The sequence below is a fragment of the Thiothrix litoralis genome, from assembly GCF_017901135.1.
In the GTDB taxonomy this organism is placed as follows: Bacteria; Pseudomonadota; Gammaproteobacteria; order Thiotrichales; family Thiotrichaceae; genus Thiothrix; species Thiothrix litoralis.
Map to the genome: position 1 here is coordinate 861,811 of NZ_CP072801.1, position 15,636 is coordinate 877,446.

The window sequence follows — 15,636 nt, forward strand, 5'->3', positions numbered from 1 at the left end:
GGGCTTGACCCGCTTTTTTGTTGTCGCTGATTTTGCTACGTTCATCTGGTATTGGCTTAAACGATCTTTCTCATTAAGCGCACAATCACCCTCATATGTTAATTCAATAACTATAAACGGGTATTCGTTTTGACTACGCAACTTGTAACCGCTACACGTGAACTGCGTGATATTGTCCCAGCTTGGGATGTACTCACACGCCAATCGCTTGAACCCAACGTGTTTTATGAAAGTTGGGCACTGCTGCCAGCGCTGGAAGCCTTGGCTGCTAAAAATCCCCGTGTAGCAGTATTACTGGTGTGGGCAGATACCGCGCATTCGCGCTTGATTGGCCTGTTCCCACTGGTACAGGAGCAAACTTACCAAAAGTTTCCCGCCTGTCATTGGTTGAACTGGCTGCACCCCCATTGCCCCTTGGGTACGCCGCTGGTACACCAGCGCCATGCTGCTGAAGCCTTTCAAGCATTATTTGCGTGGTTGCGTGACCATTCCGGTGCGCTGGCGTTTTCGCTGAACAAGGTTCCGGCGGAAGGTGAGTTTGCGCATCACTTGCGGTTGTTTGCCCAACAACATGGGGGGTTGGTGAATGAACGCGATACATGGGAACGCGCCTTGCTGAAAGCGGGTGCTTCCGGTGAAGACTATGTGTCCACGCATCAGCGCAAGAAGAAACTCAAGGAGTATAGCCGCTTGCGTCGCCGCCTCGAAGATCTCGGTGAACTGGAATTTCAGGCACTGTTGCCGGGGCAAAACCATGGCTTGAGCGACTGGATCAATGATTTTTTGCATCTGGAAGAGCGTGGTTGGAAAGGCAAGGCATTGACCGCGATGAGCTGCCATCAGGGGGAGCGCGATTTTGCGGAAGACCTGATCCGCAATGCGGCGGCACGCGGTCAGTTGATGATGCTGAAAATGCTGCTGGATGGGCAAACCATCGCCATCAAACTCAACCTGACCAGTGCTACCCAAGGCAGCTACGCGCTCAAAATTGCTTACCACGAGGCCTATGCCGCGTATTCGCCCGGTGTATTGCTGGAATTGGAAAATATTTACCGCACGCTGGATGACACCCCGCTGGCGTGGATGGATTCGTGTGCCATCCCCAATCATCCGATGATTAACCATTTATGGGCGGAACGCCGTAAAATGGTCAACTTCCACCTCAGTACACCGCGTGCGTTGAGCAAACCCTTACTACATACCATGCAGCTAGTAAAAACCGCTTACCAATATTACCAATATCGCGTAAAGCTCCGTCCTTCAGGTCGGGGATATAAGTGTCTTTAGCTAATCTATCCGTTGGTGGTGTATCTCCCACCTTTCATGCTATTTCCCTGTTGTCACTCACGCCTAAATCTGGAATGCAGCCAATGCGGAAACCGCCGAGTGGTGTTCTATTCCCGTGCCGGGCGTGGGTTGGATACGTAACAACATCAGTGCATTCGACTTGCAAAAGCAGCTCAAAGGCATCAAGCAAGAACGTGGCTTCATTCGGAACAGTCCGACCAGATTGCCCGCTTGCACAGGTTGAACAGGATGCTGCACCGCCGGTTCAGGGTAAACCCAGCCCCGGTGGGCAGCAAAGGACTTTAAAAGTTTGCTGCGCTAGCCGCTACTAACCAACGCTGGCAGAACCTTTCTGCCCCAACATTTCCGGCGTGACCAGCGTAATACCGTTGGGGGTTACGCGGAAACGCTTGGCATCCAGCTCACGGTCTTCACCAATGATAGTGCCTTCTGGCAACTGGCAACCCCGGTCGATGACCGCGCGGCTGATGCGGCAATTCCGCCCGATTTGGACTTCCGGCAATACCACTGTCTCTTTCACCGTGCTGTAAGAGTGTACTTTGACATTGGAAAATAGCAGTGAATTGATCACGGCTGCTCCGGAAATGACGCAACCGGCGGAAACGACCGAATCCAGCGCTTTGCCTTCGCGGCCTTCATCCTGAAACACGAATTTGGCAGAGGGCAGTTGGCGATGGTAAGTGAGGATAGGCCAGGTTTCGTCATATAAATTCAGTTCAGGCTCGACCGACACCAATTCCATATTGGCTTCCCAGAAAGCATCTATCGTGCCCACATCGCGCCAGTAGGGCTGTTTGCCAGTGACAGGATCGCGGAATGGGTAGGCATACACCGCGTGTTCGGCAATGATGGAAGGGATAATATCCTTGCCGAAATCCCGGCTGGATTCCTTATTCTCTGCATCTTTGTGCAATTGCTCAAACAGGAAATCGGTGTTGAAAATATAATTGCCCATCGACGCCAGCGCGGTATCGTCTGAGCCTGGCATCGGTTGTGGGCTGTCTGGCTTTTCATCGAAAGCCACCACGCGATTGTTATCGTCCACGGTCATCACCCCGAAGCCTTTGGCCTCTTCGAGGGAAACACCCACGCAAGCCACGGTCATGTCCGCGCCTTTTTCGACGTGGTACGCCAGCATTTCACCGTAGTCCATTTTGTAAACGTGATCGCCTGCCAGCACCAGTACGTATTTGGGGCGCAAGGTTTCCACGATGTCGAGGTTCTGGTAAATGGCGTCGGCTGTCCCGGCGTACCAGTTGCCGGTGGTACGTTGGGAGGCGGGTAACACTTCCACGAATTCACCGAGTTCGGTGCGGAAGTTTGACCAGCCATGCACCAGATGGCGGATCAAGGAATGCGCTTTGTATTGGGTCAATACCCCGATTTTGCGGATGCCAGAATTGACACAGTTGGAGAGGGGGAAGTCGATAATGCGGAATTTGCCACCGAAATACACCGCAGGCTTGGCGCGGCGATCGGTGAGTTCATACAAGCGTGAGCCGCGTCCGCCCGCCAGTACTAAAGCTAAAGTCTCCCGCGTTAGCAGGCTGACAAAGCGGGGATTATTGGTTGTCATATATTATGCGCTCCAGACGTCAGTGAGTGATGCTGACTACTGTACGCTGCATTGCCTACACTTTCATTACGTCGGGTCAATAAATCTGCTCTTAAATCGCTGCCAGCTCGGTTAATGGCCAGCGCGGTCGTGCATTGATCACCGCTGCCTCATTCGCCCCGGCTTGCAAGCGCAAGGCTCCGGCATACGCAATCATTGCGCCATTGTCTGTGCAAAACGCCAGACGCGGGAAATACACTTGCGCTTTTAGCTCCGCCAGCCGTGCCCGTAAGCGTTGATTTGCACCGACACCGCCTGCCACCACCAGCCGTTTGCGCCCGGCCTGTTCCAAGGCGCGGCGGCATTTGATGAACAGCGTATCCACCACCGCTTCTTCAAATGCCCGCGCAATATCGGCTTTGTCTTGTTCGGTCTGATCGGACTTTTGCCAAGTGGTCAGAGAGAAGGTTTTCAGGCCGCTGAAACTGAAATCACAGCCGGGGCGATCCACCATCGGGCGCGGGAATTTGTAAATGCCGTCGCGCCCCTGTTCCGCGAGTTTTGCCAGCAAGGGGCCGCCGGGGTAATCCAGCCCCATCAGCTTGGCGGTTTTGTCGAAAGCTTCGCCCGCTGCATCATCGACACTTTCACCGAGGATGTGGTATTCACCAATGCGTGGCACATCCACCAGCATGGTGTGCCCGCCGGAAACCAGTAAGGCCACGAAGGGCAGTTCGGGCGGGTTTTCTTCCAGCATCGGCGCGAGCAAATGGCCTTCCATGTGGTGTACGCCCACAGCGGGGATGTTCAAGCCCCATGCCATTGAGCGTGCAATCGACGCACCCGTCAGCAATGCACCGATTAATCCGGGCCCTGCGGTATAGGCAATGCCGTCAATATCGCTCATGCTCATGCCAGCATCGGCCAACGCTTCGCGTAACAGGGGCAATACCCGGCGGATATGGTCGCGGGAGGCGAGTTCTGGCACGACACCACCGTATTCGGCGTGCATCGCAATCTGGCTGAACAGGCGATGCGCCAGCAGCCCCTTGTCAGTGTCATAAAGGGCGACGCCAGTTTCGTCACAAGAGGTTTCAATTCCAAGCACGCGCATAAGGGTCTTCAGGGGTTAATGAGGATGAACGGCAGTATATATGCTAAAGTCGCGCCATGACAAAACAAGGTACTGGAAACATGCGATTATTCTGGACGCCGTTACTGGCTATCTTGCTGCTCGCGCAGACGCCTACTGTTTGGGCAAAAGATCGGCTGATTATTCTCGCCGGACAATCCAATATGATGGGGCGCGGCAAGGTCAGCGAGTTACCCGCGACTTACAAAACCACCCCCGCCAATGTGAAATATTTCTATCAGGGGCGCGAACACCCGCTGGCAAAATTTGCGTGGTTTGGCCCCGAAGTCAGCTTTGCCCACGATGTGGCACGGGCTTTCCCCAAGGATACTATTATTCTGGTCAAACAGGCGGCTTCTGGCAGTCTGATCCAGCAGTGGCAGCCGGGGCAGGCGCTGTACAAAGGCTTGTTGCGTCAGGTCGGTTTTGCGGAAAAGGCCGAAGGGGAAGGGCAGGTCGACGCTATCTTGTGGATGCAGGGTGAAAGCGATGCGCAAAGCAATATCAGTGTTGCCCAGCAATACGGCAAGCGTTTTGACACCTTGGTGACGCATTTGCGTGAAGACTTGCAAGCGCCTGATAGCCTGTTCCTTTACGGGCAGGTGAATCTGGAACACCCTGACTACGCCGCCGGGATCAAATCCGTGCGTCAACAGCAGCAAGCCGCGCAACGTGAATTGCCGCGTGCGTTGATGGTGTCTACCGATGGCTTGGGTAAACAGGCTGATGGCATCCATTACAACGCTATCGGGCAGATGGAATTGGGGAAGCGTTTTGCTAAAGCTTATATCCAGCACATGAAATAGTGGAGGGGTGGGTAGTCCGAGCGATTATTCAGCAAGGCGAACGACAGCGCCATCTGCACCAATCGTATCACCAGTTTGAGAGCCGGATCGTCGTGTTGGCGGGATACCCCCGATTTCACCAGATTTTGGCAAACCGGGGGTTCACGACACCCTCTTAACTCATCGCCAGCATCAGCTTATTCAGACGATTGACGAAGCCCGCCGGATCATCCAATTGTCCACCTTCGGCCAGAATTGCTTGATCCAGCAGGATGCTTGACCATTCGCTGAAACGCTCGTCGTCGGTTTCAGCTTCCATGCGTTGGAGCAGGGGATGCGTCGGGTTGATTTCCAACGCAGGTTTGGTATCGGGCATTTCATGGCCAGCCTGCTTCATCAGTTGCTGCATGTAGAGTGCCATATCTTGGTCATTCAACACGATGCAGGATGGGGAAGTGGTCAAACGGTGGGAAACACGTACTTCACCGACCTTTTCGCCCAGTGCTGTTTTGATGTGTTCGACCATATTTTTGGCTTCGGCTTCGACTTTTTCCTGTGCCTTTTTGTCTTCCTCGGTTTCGAGGGCGGACAGGTCAAGCTGGCCTTTGGCGACAGATTGCAGCGATTTGCCTTCAAACTCCATCAAATGCTGTACCAGCCATTCGTCTACGCGATCGGAGAGCAGCAGCACTTCGATGCCTTTTTTGCGGAAGACTTCCAGATGCGGGCTGTTTTTCGCGGCAGTGTGGCTGTCGGTGGTGATGTAGTAGATTTTGTCCTGACCTTCCTTCATGCGGGCGATGTAGTCGGGCAGGGAAACGCTTTGCTCAGCACTGTCATCCAGCGTGGAGGAGAAACGCAGCAGCTTGGCGATTTGCTCGCGGTTGCTGAAGTCTTCGCCGGGGCCTTCTTTCAGCACTTTGCCGAACTCTTTCCAGAACTTCTGGTACTTGTCGGGTTCGTTGGCAATCATGTTTTCCAGCAAGCCGATGACTTTTTTCACCGAGGCATTTTTCATGTTCTCGATGACTTTGTTGCCTTGCAGGATTTCACGCGACACGTTCAGCGGCAGGTCGTTGGAGTCCAGCACACCACGCACGAAACGCAGGTAGCGTGGCATCAGCTTGAATTCCTTGTCTTCCATGATGAAGACGCGCTGCACGTACAGTTTCAGGCCGTGGGTGTTATCGCGCTCGAATAGGTCGAACGGCGCTTTGGCAGGCAGGTACAGCAGCGAGGTGTATTCGTATTTGCCTTCGACGCGGTTGTGGCTCCACGCCAGCGCGTCTTCCCAGTCGTGGGAAACGTGCTTGTAGAATTCCTGGTATTCCTCTGCCGTGACTTCGGACTTGGGGCGAGTCCACAGCGCGTTGGCTTTGTTGACGGTTTCCCATTCATCTTTGGTTTCGCCTGCTTCGGTTTTGTACATGTTCACCGGCAGCGGGATGTGGTCAGAATATTGGCGGATGATATTGCGCAAACGCCAGCCGTCTGCCAGCAGCTTTTCATCTTCCTTAAGGTGCAGGACGATTTCAGTGCCACGCGTTGCTTTGTCGACTTGTTCCAATGAGTAACCGGATTGCGCGTCGGATTCCCAACGTACACCTTCAGAGGCCGCAGCACCGGCACGGCGAGTCGTCAGGGTGACTTTATCCGCAACGATGAAGGAGGCATAAAAACCGACCCCGAACTGCCCGATCATGTGTGAGTCTTTTTTCTCATCGCCGGTCAGTTTGCTGAGGAATTCCTTGGTGCCGGATTTGGCAATCGTGCCGATATTGGTGACAACTTCGTCGCGGCTCATGCCGATGCCGTTGTCTCGCACGGTGATAGTGCCTTCCTTGCTGTCGAACTCGACTTCTACACGCAGTTCGCTGTCATTTTCGTAGAGGCTGTCATTGCCAATCGCTTCAAAACGCAGCTTGTCGCAGGCATCCGAACCGTTGGAGATGAGTTCGCGCAGGAAAATTTCCTTGTTGGAGTACAGCGAGTGAATCATCAGGTGCAGAAGCTGGTTCACTTCGGTCTGAAATTGCATGTTTTCTTTGTTGGTCGTTGCCGTCATGGGTTGTTATTCCTCACATCTATGTTCATTCAATGTCGGCAAGATGGGGGAACATGGCGTGATTTCAAGGGTAATGCTTAGCCTTGATGGTGAAGTTTGCCCAATTGTTGGGAAATTTCAGCGCCTGTTCCCTCCAGCATGTGCCGCTCAGCCAAGGTGAAAACCCCGCAGGCTTCATGCCAGGCAATGCCTTGCGCCCAGTTTGGCAGTTCCACCCTGCCTTGACCTTTGCGCGGTAGGATATAGCAGCCATCCGCCCGATACAGCAGGTTATACGGCTGCTTGGCTTGGTGCAGGGACTCGATCATTTGCCATGCATCCTGCGTCGAAGCGGTATGCCAGCATTCCAGCGGGTAGGCTTCGTCCCCACCACGGTGTTGCCAGCGCGGTAATTCCACCGGGAGGCGTGTTTCGCGCACAAAGCCCTGAAAATGCAACTGATTGATCGAAGCGTAAGCGCCAAGGCTGTTGAACGCCATGCCCAGCCCCGGCAGCACGCTGGCTTGTTCGGCAACCAGCGTCATCATGCGGGCGTGGTGCGTCTGGCTCAGGAATTGCGGCAGTGTTTGCGCCGGTTCGGGCACGACCAGCAAATGCCAGGGTGCGAACGGAAACTTGTTGTACAACACTCGTAGTGGCGAGCCATGCCAGTCACCTTCCCACAAGATTTCCGGGCGCAGGAATGGTTTGTTGAAGTGGAATTTGTCCGGGGCAAACGGCTGGTGAATGTCCTTGAAAACCTCACTGGAAACCCGCGCCGGGCGCAACGAACGTAGTGGGTTTACCACTAACTCCCAAGGTTCAAGGGCGTGATGTTCCCACCCGGAAAACTGTTGGATGCCCGTGGTGGTAAGGGCAGTGAAGACCGAAAGATCGTCTTCTGGGCCAGTGGCTTGCCGGTCTTGCAGTTCGTCGAAGTTACGGCGCAGGTCGTCCTGTAGTAGTTCAAACAACTCCGGGTCTTGCATACTGTTGGCAAGTACCAGAATGAGAGCACCCAAGCCATCGGTGGTGAGCATGTTTTTCAGGCCAGTGGCGAAGTGGGTTTTGAAACTGAGGAGGTCAGGGGCGATGAACATGAAAGATCCTTGCAGGTTTTTTATAGTGTAACAGCCCTTTCTTCGCAAAAAAATCTTGCTTTACCCTAGATTATCGCTATAATCTGCCTCCTTCAGCGACAGGCGTATAGCTCAGTTGGTTAGAGCACCACCTTGACATGGTGGGGGTCGTTGGTTCGAGTCCAATTACGCCTACCACTTTTATATAACCATGTGATCCCTCGTATAGGTCACCACTGGAGCACAATATGCCAGTTATTACCCTCCCTGACGGAAGTCAACGTTCCTACGAAGCCCCTTTATCTGTACTAGCAGTTGCTGCCGACATCGGCGCAGGTCTTGCTAAAGCTACGCTTGCAGGAAAAGTTGATGGCGAATTGGTTGATGCCAGCCACATAATTGCCCAAGATGCTTCCCTCAGTATTATTACCGTGAAAGATGCCGAAGGCTTGGATGTTATCCGACATTCCTCTGCGCATCTGATGGCACAAGCCGTGAAACAACTGTTCCCGGATGTGCAAGTCACCATCGGTCCGACGATCGAAAACGGTTTCTATTACGACTTTGCTTCCTCACGCCCCTTCGCGCCTGAAGATTTAGTGGCGATTGATGCGCGGATGCAAGATCTGATCAAACAGGACATCCCGGTCGAGCGCAGCACCCTGTCACGCGACGAAGCCATCAGCTTCTTCCTGAACATGGGTGAAAAATACAAAGCGGAAATCATCGAAAGCATTCCCGCCGACCAAACGCTGTCACTCTACCGCCAAGGCGATTTCATCGACCTGTGCCGTGGGCCACACGTCCCCAGCACTGGCAAAATTCCCTCTGTCAAGGTGATGAAAGTTGCGGGCGCTTACTGGCGCGGCAATTCCAAAAATGAAATGCTGCAACGCATTTACGGCACCGCATGGCCTAACAAGAAAGAGCTACAAGCTTATCTGACCATGTTGGAAGAGGCTGAAAAGCGCGACCACCGCAAACTGGGTCGTCAATTGGATATGTTCCATTTCGACGAACAAGCGCCCGGTGCAGTATTTTGGCATCCAAAAGGCTGGGCATTATTCCAGGAACTGATTGGTTACATGCGCCAACGTCAGCAACGCGCTGGTTACGTCGAGGTCAACACCCCGGACGTGATGGATCGCAGCCTGTGGGAAACCTCCGGTCACTGGTTCAATTACCGTGACAATATGTTCACCACGACCACCGAAGACGAGCGCGTTTTCGCCCTGAAACCCATGAACTGCCCCGGTGGCATGTTGATGTTTTCACAGGGCTTGAAAAGTTACCGCGATCTACCGCTGCGTATGGCTGAATTTGGCAAGGTACACCGTTACGAACCCTCCGGTGCGTTGCACGGCCTGATGCGTGTGCGCCATTTCACCCAAGATGATGCCCATATCTTCTGCACCGAAGGCCAGATGGCGCAAGAGTGCAAAGACGTAGTGGCGCTGGTGCTCGACATTTACAAAGAATTTGGCTTTGAAAATGTCCACATCAAACTGTCTACCCGCCCAGAGAACCGCATCGGTTCGGATGAAAGTTGGGATATTCTCGAACACGCACTCGGTGATGCGCTGGAAAGCATGGCCTTGCCATACACACTGTTTCCGGGCGAAGGCGCGTTCTACGGCCCCAAGCTGGAATTTGTATTACGTGATGCCATCGGGCGTGACTGGCAGTGTGGTACTTTGCAGGTTGACATGAGTTTGCCCGAGCGTTTTGACCTGACCTACGTGGCGGAAGACAATACCCGTAAACGTCCGGTTATGTTGCATCGCGCTTTGTTTGGCTCACTGGAACGCTTTACTGGCATCCTCATTGAGCATTACGAAGGCAAATTCCCGCTGTGGTTATCACCAGTGCAAGCTGTCTTGATGAATATCACTGACAAACAGGCTGATTTCGTGCAAGATACAGTCAAGCAGCTACAGCAAGCGGGTATCCGCGCCGTAGCAGACTTGAGAAATGAAAAAATTGGCTTTAAAATCCGTGAACACACTATGCAGCGTGTCCCGTACCTGTTGGTAGTTGGGGATCGCGAAGTGGAAACACAATCTGTAGCTATGCGCACACGTTCCGGTAAAGACTTGGGAACCTTCCCATTGGTGGAAGTCCAACAACGTCTGACGGCCGAAATTGCATCGCGGCGCTTATTACTATCTGAGGATTAAACTTATCGCTCTCGAAAAAGAACATCGTATTAATGACGACATCAATGTACCTAAGATTCGTCTGATTGATGCGGAAGGTGAAAATCACGGTGTCGTTTCCTTGCGTGATGCAATGGAAATGGCTTTTGAAGCTGAACTCGATCTGGTGGAAATCGTACCCAATGCGAAGCCGCCGGTTTGCCGCATTATGGATTACGGCAAATTCCGTTTCGATGAAAGCAAAAAAGCCGCAATAGCCCGTAAGAACCAGAAACAAGTGCAGGTCAAGGAAATCAAGATGCGTCCGGCGACGGATGAAGGCGATTACCAGATCAAACTGCGTAAGCTCAAAGAGTTTCTGGAAGAGGGCGATAAAGTTAAAGTCACCCTGCGCTTCAAAGGTCGTGAAATGGCCCACAAAGAGCTGGGGATGGATGTCCTCAAGCGCGTTGAGAAAGAGCTGGAAGAACTGGCGGTTGTCGAACAGTTCCCACGTCTCGAAGGCCGTCAAATGGTCATGATGCTCGGCGCGAAAAAGAAACCGGTGGTTTAGTTTTAATACAACACCGGAACACCATCCTGTTAAGGCAAGGCACTCTTGCAGGATGTTTTATCTACCTTATGAAAAGGAGACCAAGATGCCTAAGATGAAAAGTAGCCGTGCTGCGGCCAAACGTTTCAAGAAGAGCGGCAGTGGCTTGTTTAAACGCAAGCAGTCACACCTGCGTCATATCTTGACCAAGAAATCCACCAAGCGTAAGCGTCATTTGCGTTCAGGCGACAACTTTGTTGTGGCTGCGGATCACGCTAATGTGCAAAAAATGTTGCCCTACGCATAATCAGGAGGATTTGAAACATGGCAAGAGTTAAACGTGGTGTAACGGCACATGCCCGTCACAAGAAAATCCTCAAGCTGGCAAAAGGCTACTACGGTGCCCGCAGCCGGGTCTATCGGGTTGCGCATCAGGCAGTCATCAAGGCTGGCCAATATGCATTCCGTGACCGCCGTCAAAAGAAACGCCAATTCCGCGCTCTGTGGATCGTGCGTATCAATGCCGGTGCTCGTCTGTTCGGTCTGTCTTACAGCCGCATGATGAATGGTCTGAAGAAAGCTAACATTAGTCTTGACCGTAAGGTTCTGGCTGATTTGGCCGTCCATGACATCGCTGCGTTTGGTGCAGTTGCAGAAAAGGCAAAAGCTGCCCTGACTGCTTAAGCTGCATTAAGATGCGCTGAAAATACCCGTAAGCGGGTGAGCAAGGCGGGGAAGGTTTTTTACCTTTCCCCGCCTTTTGCTTTTTACCGATAACCCCACAAATAAAGGAAATCGTCGTGCAAAGTTTGCTGGAACTGATGGGCCAAGCCCATGAGCAGATTTCGCAAGCCGTCAGCCTCGCCGCGTTGGATCAGGTGCGTGTGCAGTATCTAGGCAAGACAGGTTTGTTGACCGAGCAACTCAAGCAACTGGGTAAGTTACCGCATGAAGAGCGCAAAGCAGCGGGTGCTGAGATCAACACGGCCAAACAAGCCCTGACGCTGGCACTGGATGACCGCAAGCAAAGTCTGCAAGCTGAAGCTTTGAATGCCCGTTTGCAAGCCGAAAAAGTCGACGTGACTTTGCCGGGGCGACGCATGGATACCGGCAGCCTTCACCCCGTTACCCTGACCATTCAACGCATTAGCGAGATTTTCGCACAATTGGGTTTCAGTCAGGCAGAAGGCCCGGAAATTGAAGACGATTTTCACAACTTTACCGCCTTGAATATCCCGGAGTCGCATCCGGCGCGTGCGATGCACGACACTTTTTACATGGACAGTGGTTTGCTGTTACGCACGCATACCTCATCCGTGCAAGTCCGTTACATGGAAAACAACCCGCCACCGCTGCGTATTATCTCGCCGGGTCGGGTTTACCGTTGTGACTCGGATATGACCCACAGCCCCATGTTCCATCAGGTGGAAGGCTTGATGGTCGATGAAGATGTGACCTTTGCTGACTTGAAGGGCATTCTCGAAGCCTTCTTCAAAGCATTCTTTGAAGTGGATGAATTGCCGACCCGTTTCCGGGCGACGTTCTTCCCGTTCACCGAACCTTCGGCGGAAACTGACATCCAGTGCGTGCATTGCGGTGGTGCAGGTTGCCGGGTGTGCAAAGGCACAGGTTGGTTGGAAGTCATGGGCTGCGGCATGGTTCACCCCAATGTGCTGAAAAACGTCGGCATCGACAGCGAAAAATACACAGGCTTCGCCTTCGGTTTCGGTGTTGAACGCCTGGCGATGCTGCGCTATGAGATCAATGACTTACGCGTGATGTTTGATAACGACGTGCGTTTCTTAAAGCAATTCGGCTGAACGGAGTAACCTTATGAAAGTCAGTGAAAAATGGCTGCGTGAGTGGATTAATACGCCGCAGACGCTGGATGCCATTGCCGACAAACTCACCATGTCTGGCTGTGAAGTGGAATCCCGCGACCCGGTAGCGACCGCTTTTACCAGCATCGTGGTTGGCCATGTGCTGGAGCGTGAAAAACACCCCGACGCCGACAAGCTGAGCGTGTGCAAAGTGGATGGCGGGCAGGGCGAAATCCTGCAAATCGTTTGTGGTGCTAGCAATGTACGGGCTGGCCTGAAAGTGCCGTTGGCATTAATCGGCGCAGTGCTGCCATTACCCGACGGTGCGGATCTGAAGATCAAAAAGGGCAAGCTGCGTGGGATAGAATCCTTCGGCATGTTGTGTTCTTCCACCGAACTGGGCATGTCTGACAAGTCCGATGGCTTGCTGGAATTGCCGGAAGATGCGCCTGTCGGTGCGGACATCCGCGATTACCTCAAGCTCAACGATGAAGTCATCGAACTGGCCATCACCGCCAATCGTGGCGATTGCATGAGCATGATCGGCGTGGCGCGTGAAACCGCGCTGGTGATGGATGTGCCATTGAACGTGCCGGAAATCCCCGCACAGACGCCCCAACATACCGATACCTTCCCGGTTGATTTGCAGGCAACAGATGCTTGCCCACGTTACGTCGGGCGCATTATCCGCAATATCAACCCGCAAGCTACCACGCCGATCTGGATGCAGGAAAAGCTGCGCCGCGCGGGTATCCGTAGCATTTCCGCGACGGTGGATGTGACCAACTACGTGTTGCTGGAACTCGGTCAGCCGATGCACGCTTTCGACCTCGATACGCTGCAATCCGGCATTGTGGTGCGCTACGCCAAAGCTGGCGAAACCCTGAAAATGCTCGATGGACAAACCGCCACCTTGCGTGACGACACGCTGGTGATTGCCGATGCTGACAAAGCCGTAGCAATGGCAGGCATTATGGGCGGCGAGCCAACCTCGGTGACGGATGCTACCCGTAATGTATTTCTGGAAAGCGCTCATTTTCGCCCGCACAAAATCATGGGCAAGGCACGTAGCTATGGCCTGCAAACCGATTCTGCTGCCCGTTTCGAGCGTGGTGTCGACCCGGATATGCCGGTCAAGGCGATGGAACGTGCTACCCAACTGATCGTGGACATCTGTGGTGGGGAAGTGGGAACCGTGGTGGATACCCTTGCAGCCCCCAGCTTGCTGCAACGCAAAGCCATTTTGCTGCGCCCGCAACGCATCCGCCGCGTACTCGGTGTGACGATGGATGCAGCAACAGTCGAAGGCGTGCTGGCACGTCTGAACTGCGAATTCAGCCAGAGTGATGCCGGTTGGCAGGTGCAAGCACCTTTGGCACGTTTCGATTTGAATATCGAAGAAGATTTGATCGAAGAGTTGGCGCGGGTACGTGGTTACGATGCGATCCCGGCGGAATTGCGTCCGCGTGCGCCGCGCATTACCCAGCCCAGCGAAACGGCTGTCAAGCGTGAACATTTGCGGCAGTTATTGGTGGCGCGTGGTTATCAGGAAGCAGTGACCTTCAGTTTCGTTGACCCCAAAATGGAAGCGACGCTGGCACCAACCACCGAGAGCATTGCGTTGGCTAACCCGATTTCAGCCGATTTGGGCGTCATGCGCAGCACGCTGTGGTCAGGTTTATTGCGTTCGGTGGCTTATAACCTGAACCGCCAGCAAAACCGGGTGCGTTTGTTTGAGATCGGCCCAGCGTTTTTCCAAGGCGAAGACGGCAAGCCGCAGCAAAAAACCATGCTTTCTGGGGTATTGACCGGAAATCTTTACCCGGAACAGTGGGGACAGGTGAACCGATCCGTCGATTTTTACGACTTGAAAGGGGATGTGGAAACCTTGCTGGCACAAGTGAGCGGCTCGCGCTTCCATTTTGCCCCGGTTGCCCATGCGGCATTGCACCCCGGTCAGTCAGCGGAAATCATGACGGATAATGCGGTGGTTGGCTGGATGGGTATGTTGCATCCCCGGATCGAGGAACAGCTTGGTCTGGAACAACCGACTTACCTGTTTGAACTGGATATGGCGCTGTTGATGCAGCGGGCGCTGCCAAAGTATCAGGCGGTTTCCAAATTCCCAGCAATTCGTCGTGATCTGGCCTTGTTGGTCAGGGAAGATACGTTAGCGGTTGCTTTGGAAAATGCTGTGAAAAAAGCAGCAATTCCACAACTAATGTCTTATTATTTATTCGATGTCTACACGGGTAAAGGCATACAGGAAGGTCAAAAAAGCGTAGCTTTAAGCTTGATTTTGCAAGACTTTTCGCGCACGCTTGAGGACGCAGAAATCAATCGGATCGTCGACGCAGTGGTTGCCTCGCTTCAGGAAGAAGTCGGCGCAATTTTGCGTTAAACAGGGAGAAAGTGCATGACAACAACATTAACCAAAGCAGACATGGTTGAACATCTGTTTGAAGAATTGGGCTTGAATAAGCGCGAAGCCAAGGATTTGGTCGAGATGTTTTTTGAAGAAGTCCGTGATGCCTTAGAAACAGGCAAGAACGTAAAATTATCTGGGTTTGGTAATTTTATGTTGCGTGATAAAACCCAGCGTCCAGGGCGTAACCCCAAAACGGGCGAGGAAATTCCGGTAACAGCACGACGTGTGGTTACTTTCCGTCCGGGGCAAAAGCTTAAGCAACGGGTAGAGGAATATGGAAGCAACAACGCCCAATAGCCAATTGCCACCCATTCCGAGCAAGCGCTACTTCACCATTGGTGAGGTCAGCGACTTGTGCGGCGTGAAAACGCACGTATTGCGCTATTGGGAACAGGAGTTTCCTTCCCTCAAGCCGATGAAACGGCGGGGTAACCGCCGTTATTATCAGCGTGAAGATGTGTTGCTGATTCGTCAGATTCGCGCCTTGTTGTATGAACAGGGTTATACCATCAGTGGTGCGCGTCAGAAATTGCTGGACGAGGTGCATACACCACCAGCAGCAGTATTGCCATTGGAGCCTATTGTGGTCAACGGACACGACGTTGCACCTTTGGTAGAAGAGCTGGAACGTATTTTGTATATCCTTAAATGCTGATTTAAGCTTGAGCTTACCAGACGATTACGGTATGCTCTCATCCCTTCGGTCGGGGCGTAGCGCAGCCTGGTAGCGCACCACACTGGGGGTGTGGGGGTCGTAGGTTCGAATCCTATCGTCCCGACCAACTATTCTTTTCAAA

The 15,636-nt window shown here is 53.1% G+C and carries 15 protein-coding genes and 2 tRNA genes; 12 read left to right on the top strand and 5 right to left on the bottom strand.

What is annotated here, in order from left to right; translation table 11 throughout:
• Positions 1-129: 129 nt before the first annotated feature.
• The gene (locus J9253_RS04130; RefSeq protein WP_210223428.1) at positions 130-1,287 is read left to right on the top strand and encodes a GNAT family N-acetyltransferase; all 1,158 of its coding nucleotides are present in this window, start codon (positions 130-132) and stop codon (positions 1,285-1,287) included.
• 63 nt (positions 1,288-1,350) lie between these two features.
• Here J9253_RS04130 and J9253_RS04135 read toward each other — a convergent pair whose 3' ends face one another.
• The 3 genes from J9253_RS04135 to tsaD form a co-directional block, all read right to left on the bottom strand.
• Positions 1,351-1,545, bottom strand: coding sequence for a hypothetical protein (locus J9253_RS04135; RefSeq protein WP_210223429.1), 195 nt, complete (start codon positions 1,543-1,545; stop codon positions 1,351-1,353).
• 70 nt (positions 1,546-1,615) lie between these two features.
• Positions 1,616-2,884: a glucose-1-phosphate adenylyltransferase gene (gene glgC / locus J9253_RS04140; RefSeq protein WP_210223430.1), complete on the bottom strand. Its 1,269-nt coding sequence runs from the start codon at positions 2,882-2,884 to the stop codon at positions 1,616-1,618.
• 91 nt (positions 2,885-2,975) lie between these two features.
• Positions 2,976-3,977: a tRNA (adenosine(37)-N6)-threonylcarbamoyltransferase complex transferase subunit TsaD gene (gene tsaD, locus J9253_RS04145; protein ID WP_210223431.1), complete on the bottom strand. Its 1,002-nt coding sequence runs from the start codon at positions 3,975-3,977 to the stop codon at positions 2,976-2,978.
• An 80-nt stretch (positions 3,978-4,057) separates the two neighbouring features.
• Here tsaD and J9253_RS04150 point away from each other — a divergent pair, with 80 nt between their 5' ends.
• Positions 4,058-4,801 carry a sialate O-acetylesterase gene (locus J9253_RS04150; RefSeq protein ID WP_210223432.1) on the top strand — a complete coding sequence of 248 codons (744 nt, stop codon included), beginning with the start codon at positions 4,058-4,060 and terminating at the stop codon, positions 4,799-4,801.
• 154 nt (positions 4,802-4,955) lie between these two features.
• Here J9253_RS04150 and htpG read toward each other — a convergent pair whose 3' ends face one another.
• Together htpG and J9253_RS04160 are read right to left on the bottom strand one after the other, a co-directional pair.
• On the bottom strand, positions 4,956-6,845 hold the full coding sequence (htpG, locus tag J9253_RS04155) for a molecular chaperone HtpG (RefSeq protein ID WP_210223433.1): 1,890 nt from the start codon (positions 6,843-6,845) through the stop codon (positions 4,956-4,958).
• Between the two features lie 77 nt (positions 6,846-6,922).
• Positions 6,923-7,924 (bottom strand): GDP-D-glucose phosphorylase 1 family protein, encoded by a 1,002-nt coding sequence (locus J9253_RS04160; RefSeq protein WP_210223434.1) that lies wholly within the window; start codon positions 7,922-7,924, stop codon positions 6,923-6,925.
• A 100-nt stretch (positions 7,925-8,024) separates the two neighbouring features.
• On the opposite strand from J9253_RS04160, the gene J9253_RS04165 reads away from it, so the two are divergent.
• The 10 genes from J9253_RS04165 (at position 8,025) to J9253_RS04210 (ending at position 15,621) form a co-directional block, all read left to right on the top strand.
• Positions 8,025-8,101: transfer RNA gene (locus J9253_RS04165), tRNA-Val, on the top strand.
• A 50-nt stretch (positions 8,102-8,151) separates the two neighbouring features.
• Positions 8,152-10,080, top strand: coding sequence for a threonine--tRNA ligase (gene thrS / locus J9253_RS04170; protein ID WP_210223435.1), 1,929 nt, complete (start codon positions 8,152-8,154; stop codon positions 10,078-10,080).
• Positions 10,081-10,084: 4 nt separating this feature from the next.
• Positions 10,085-10,612: a translation initiation factor IF-3 gene (gene infC, locus J9253_RS04175; protein WP_038140393.1), complete on the top strand. Its 528-nt coding sequence runs from the start codon at positions 10,085-10,087 to the stop codon at positions 10,610-10,612.
• Positions 10,613-10,697: 85 nt separating this feature from the next.
• A complete protein-coding gene (rpmI, locus tag J9253_RS04180; RefSeq protein ID WP_028488006.1) occupies positions 10,698-10,898 on the top strand; it encodes a 50S ribosomal protein L35 in 201 nt (66 codons plus the stop codon).
• 17 nt (positions 10,899-10,915) lie between these two features.
• Positions 10,916-11,275: a 50S ribosomal protein L20 gene (rplT, locus tag J9253_RS04185; protein ID WP_028488007.1), complete on the top strand. Its 360-nt coding sequence runs from the start codon at positions 10,916-10,918 to the stop codon at positions 11,273-11,275.
• A gap of 116 nt (positions 11,276-11,391) precedes the next feature.
• A complete protein-coding gene (pheS, locus tag J9253_RS04190; protein ID WP_028488008.1) occupies positions 11,392-12,411 on the top strand; it encodes a phenylalanine--tRNA ligase subunit alpha in 1,020 nt (339 codons plus the stop codon).
• Between the two features lie 13 nt (positions 12,412-12,424).
• Positions 12,425-14,812: a phenylalanine--tRNA ligase subunit beta gene (gene pheT, locus J9253_RS04195; RefSeq protein WP_210223436.1), complete on the top strand. Its 2,388-nt coding sequence runs from the start codon at positions 12,425-12,427 to the stop codon at positions 14,810-14,812.
• A gap of 15 nt (positions 14,813-14,827) precedes the next feature.
• Entirely contained in the window at positions 14,828-15,136 is a 309-nt protein-coding gene (locus J9253_RS04200; protein WP_028488010.1) for an integration host factor subunit alpha, read from the top strand.
• Positions 15,114-15,494 carry a MerR family transcriptional regulator gene (locus J9253_RS04205; RefSeq protein WP_028488011.1) on the top strand — a complete coding sequence of 127 codons (381 nt, stop codon included), beginning with the start codon at positions 15,114-15,116 and terminating at the stop codon, positions 15,492-15,494. Before J9253_RS04200 ends, J9253_RS04205 begins: the two co-directional genes overlap by 23 nt.
• A gap of 50 nt (positions 15,495-15,544) precedes the next feature.
• A tRNA-Pro gene (locus J9253_RS04210) sits at positions 15,545-15,621 on the top strand.
• Positions 15,622-15,636 lie beyond the last annotated feature (15 nt).

Coding starts and splice junctions, on each gene's coding strand:
- glgC (WP_210223430.1), bottom strand. CDS start 2,884: ATGACAACCAATAATCCCCGCTTTGTCAGCCTGCTAACGCGGGAGACT.
- tsaD (WP_210223431.1), bottom strand. CDS start 3,977: ATGCGCGTGCTTGGAATTGAAACCTCTTGTGACGAAACTGGCGTCGCC.
- J9253_RS04150 (WP_210223432.1), top strand. CDS start 4,058: ATGCGATTATTCTGGACGCCGTTACTGGCTATCTTGCTGCTCGCGCAG.
- htpG (WP_210223433.1), bottom strand. CDS start 6,845: ATGACGGCAACGACCAACAAAGAAAACATGCAATTTCAGACCGAAGTG.
- J9253_RS04160 (WP_210223434.1), bottom strand. CDS start 7,924: ATGTTCATCGCCCCTGACCTCCTCAGTTTCAAAACCCACTTCGCCACT.
- thrS (WP_210223435.1), top strand. CDS start 8,152: ATGCCAGTTATTACCCTCCCTGACGGAAGTCAACGTTCCTACGAAGCC.
- rpmI (WP_028488006.1), top strand. CDS start 10,698: ATGCCTAAGATGAAAAGTAGCCGTGCTGCGGCCAAACGTTTCAAGAAG.
- rplT (WP_028488007.1), top strand. CDS start 10,916: ATGGCAAGAGTTAAACGTGGTGTAACGGCACATGCCCGTCACAAGAAA.
- pheT (WP_210223436.1), top strand. CDS start 12,425: ATGAAAGTCAGTGAAAAATGGCTGCGTGAGTGGATTAATACGCCGCAG.
- J9253_RS04200 (WP_028488010.1), top strand. CDS start 14,828: ATGACAACAACATTAACCAAAGCAGACATGGTTGAACATCTGTTTGAA.
- J9253_RS04205 (WP_028488011.1), top strand. CDS start 15,114: ATGGAAGCAACAACGCCCAATAGCCAATTGCCACCCATTCCGAGCAAG.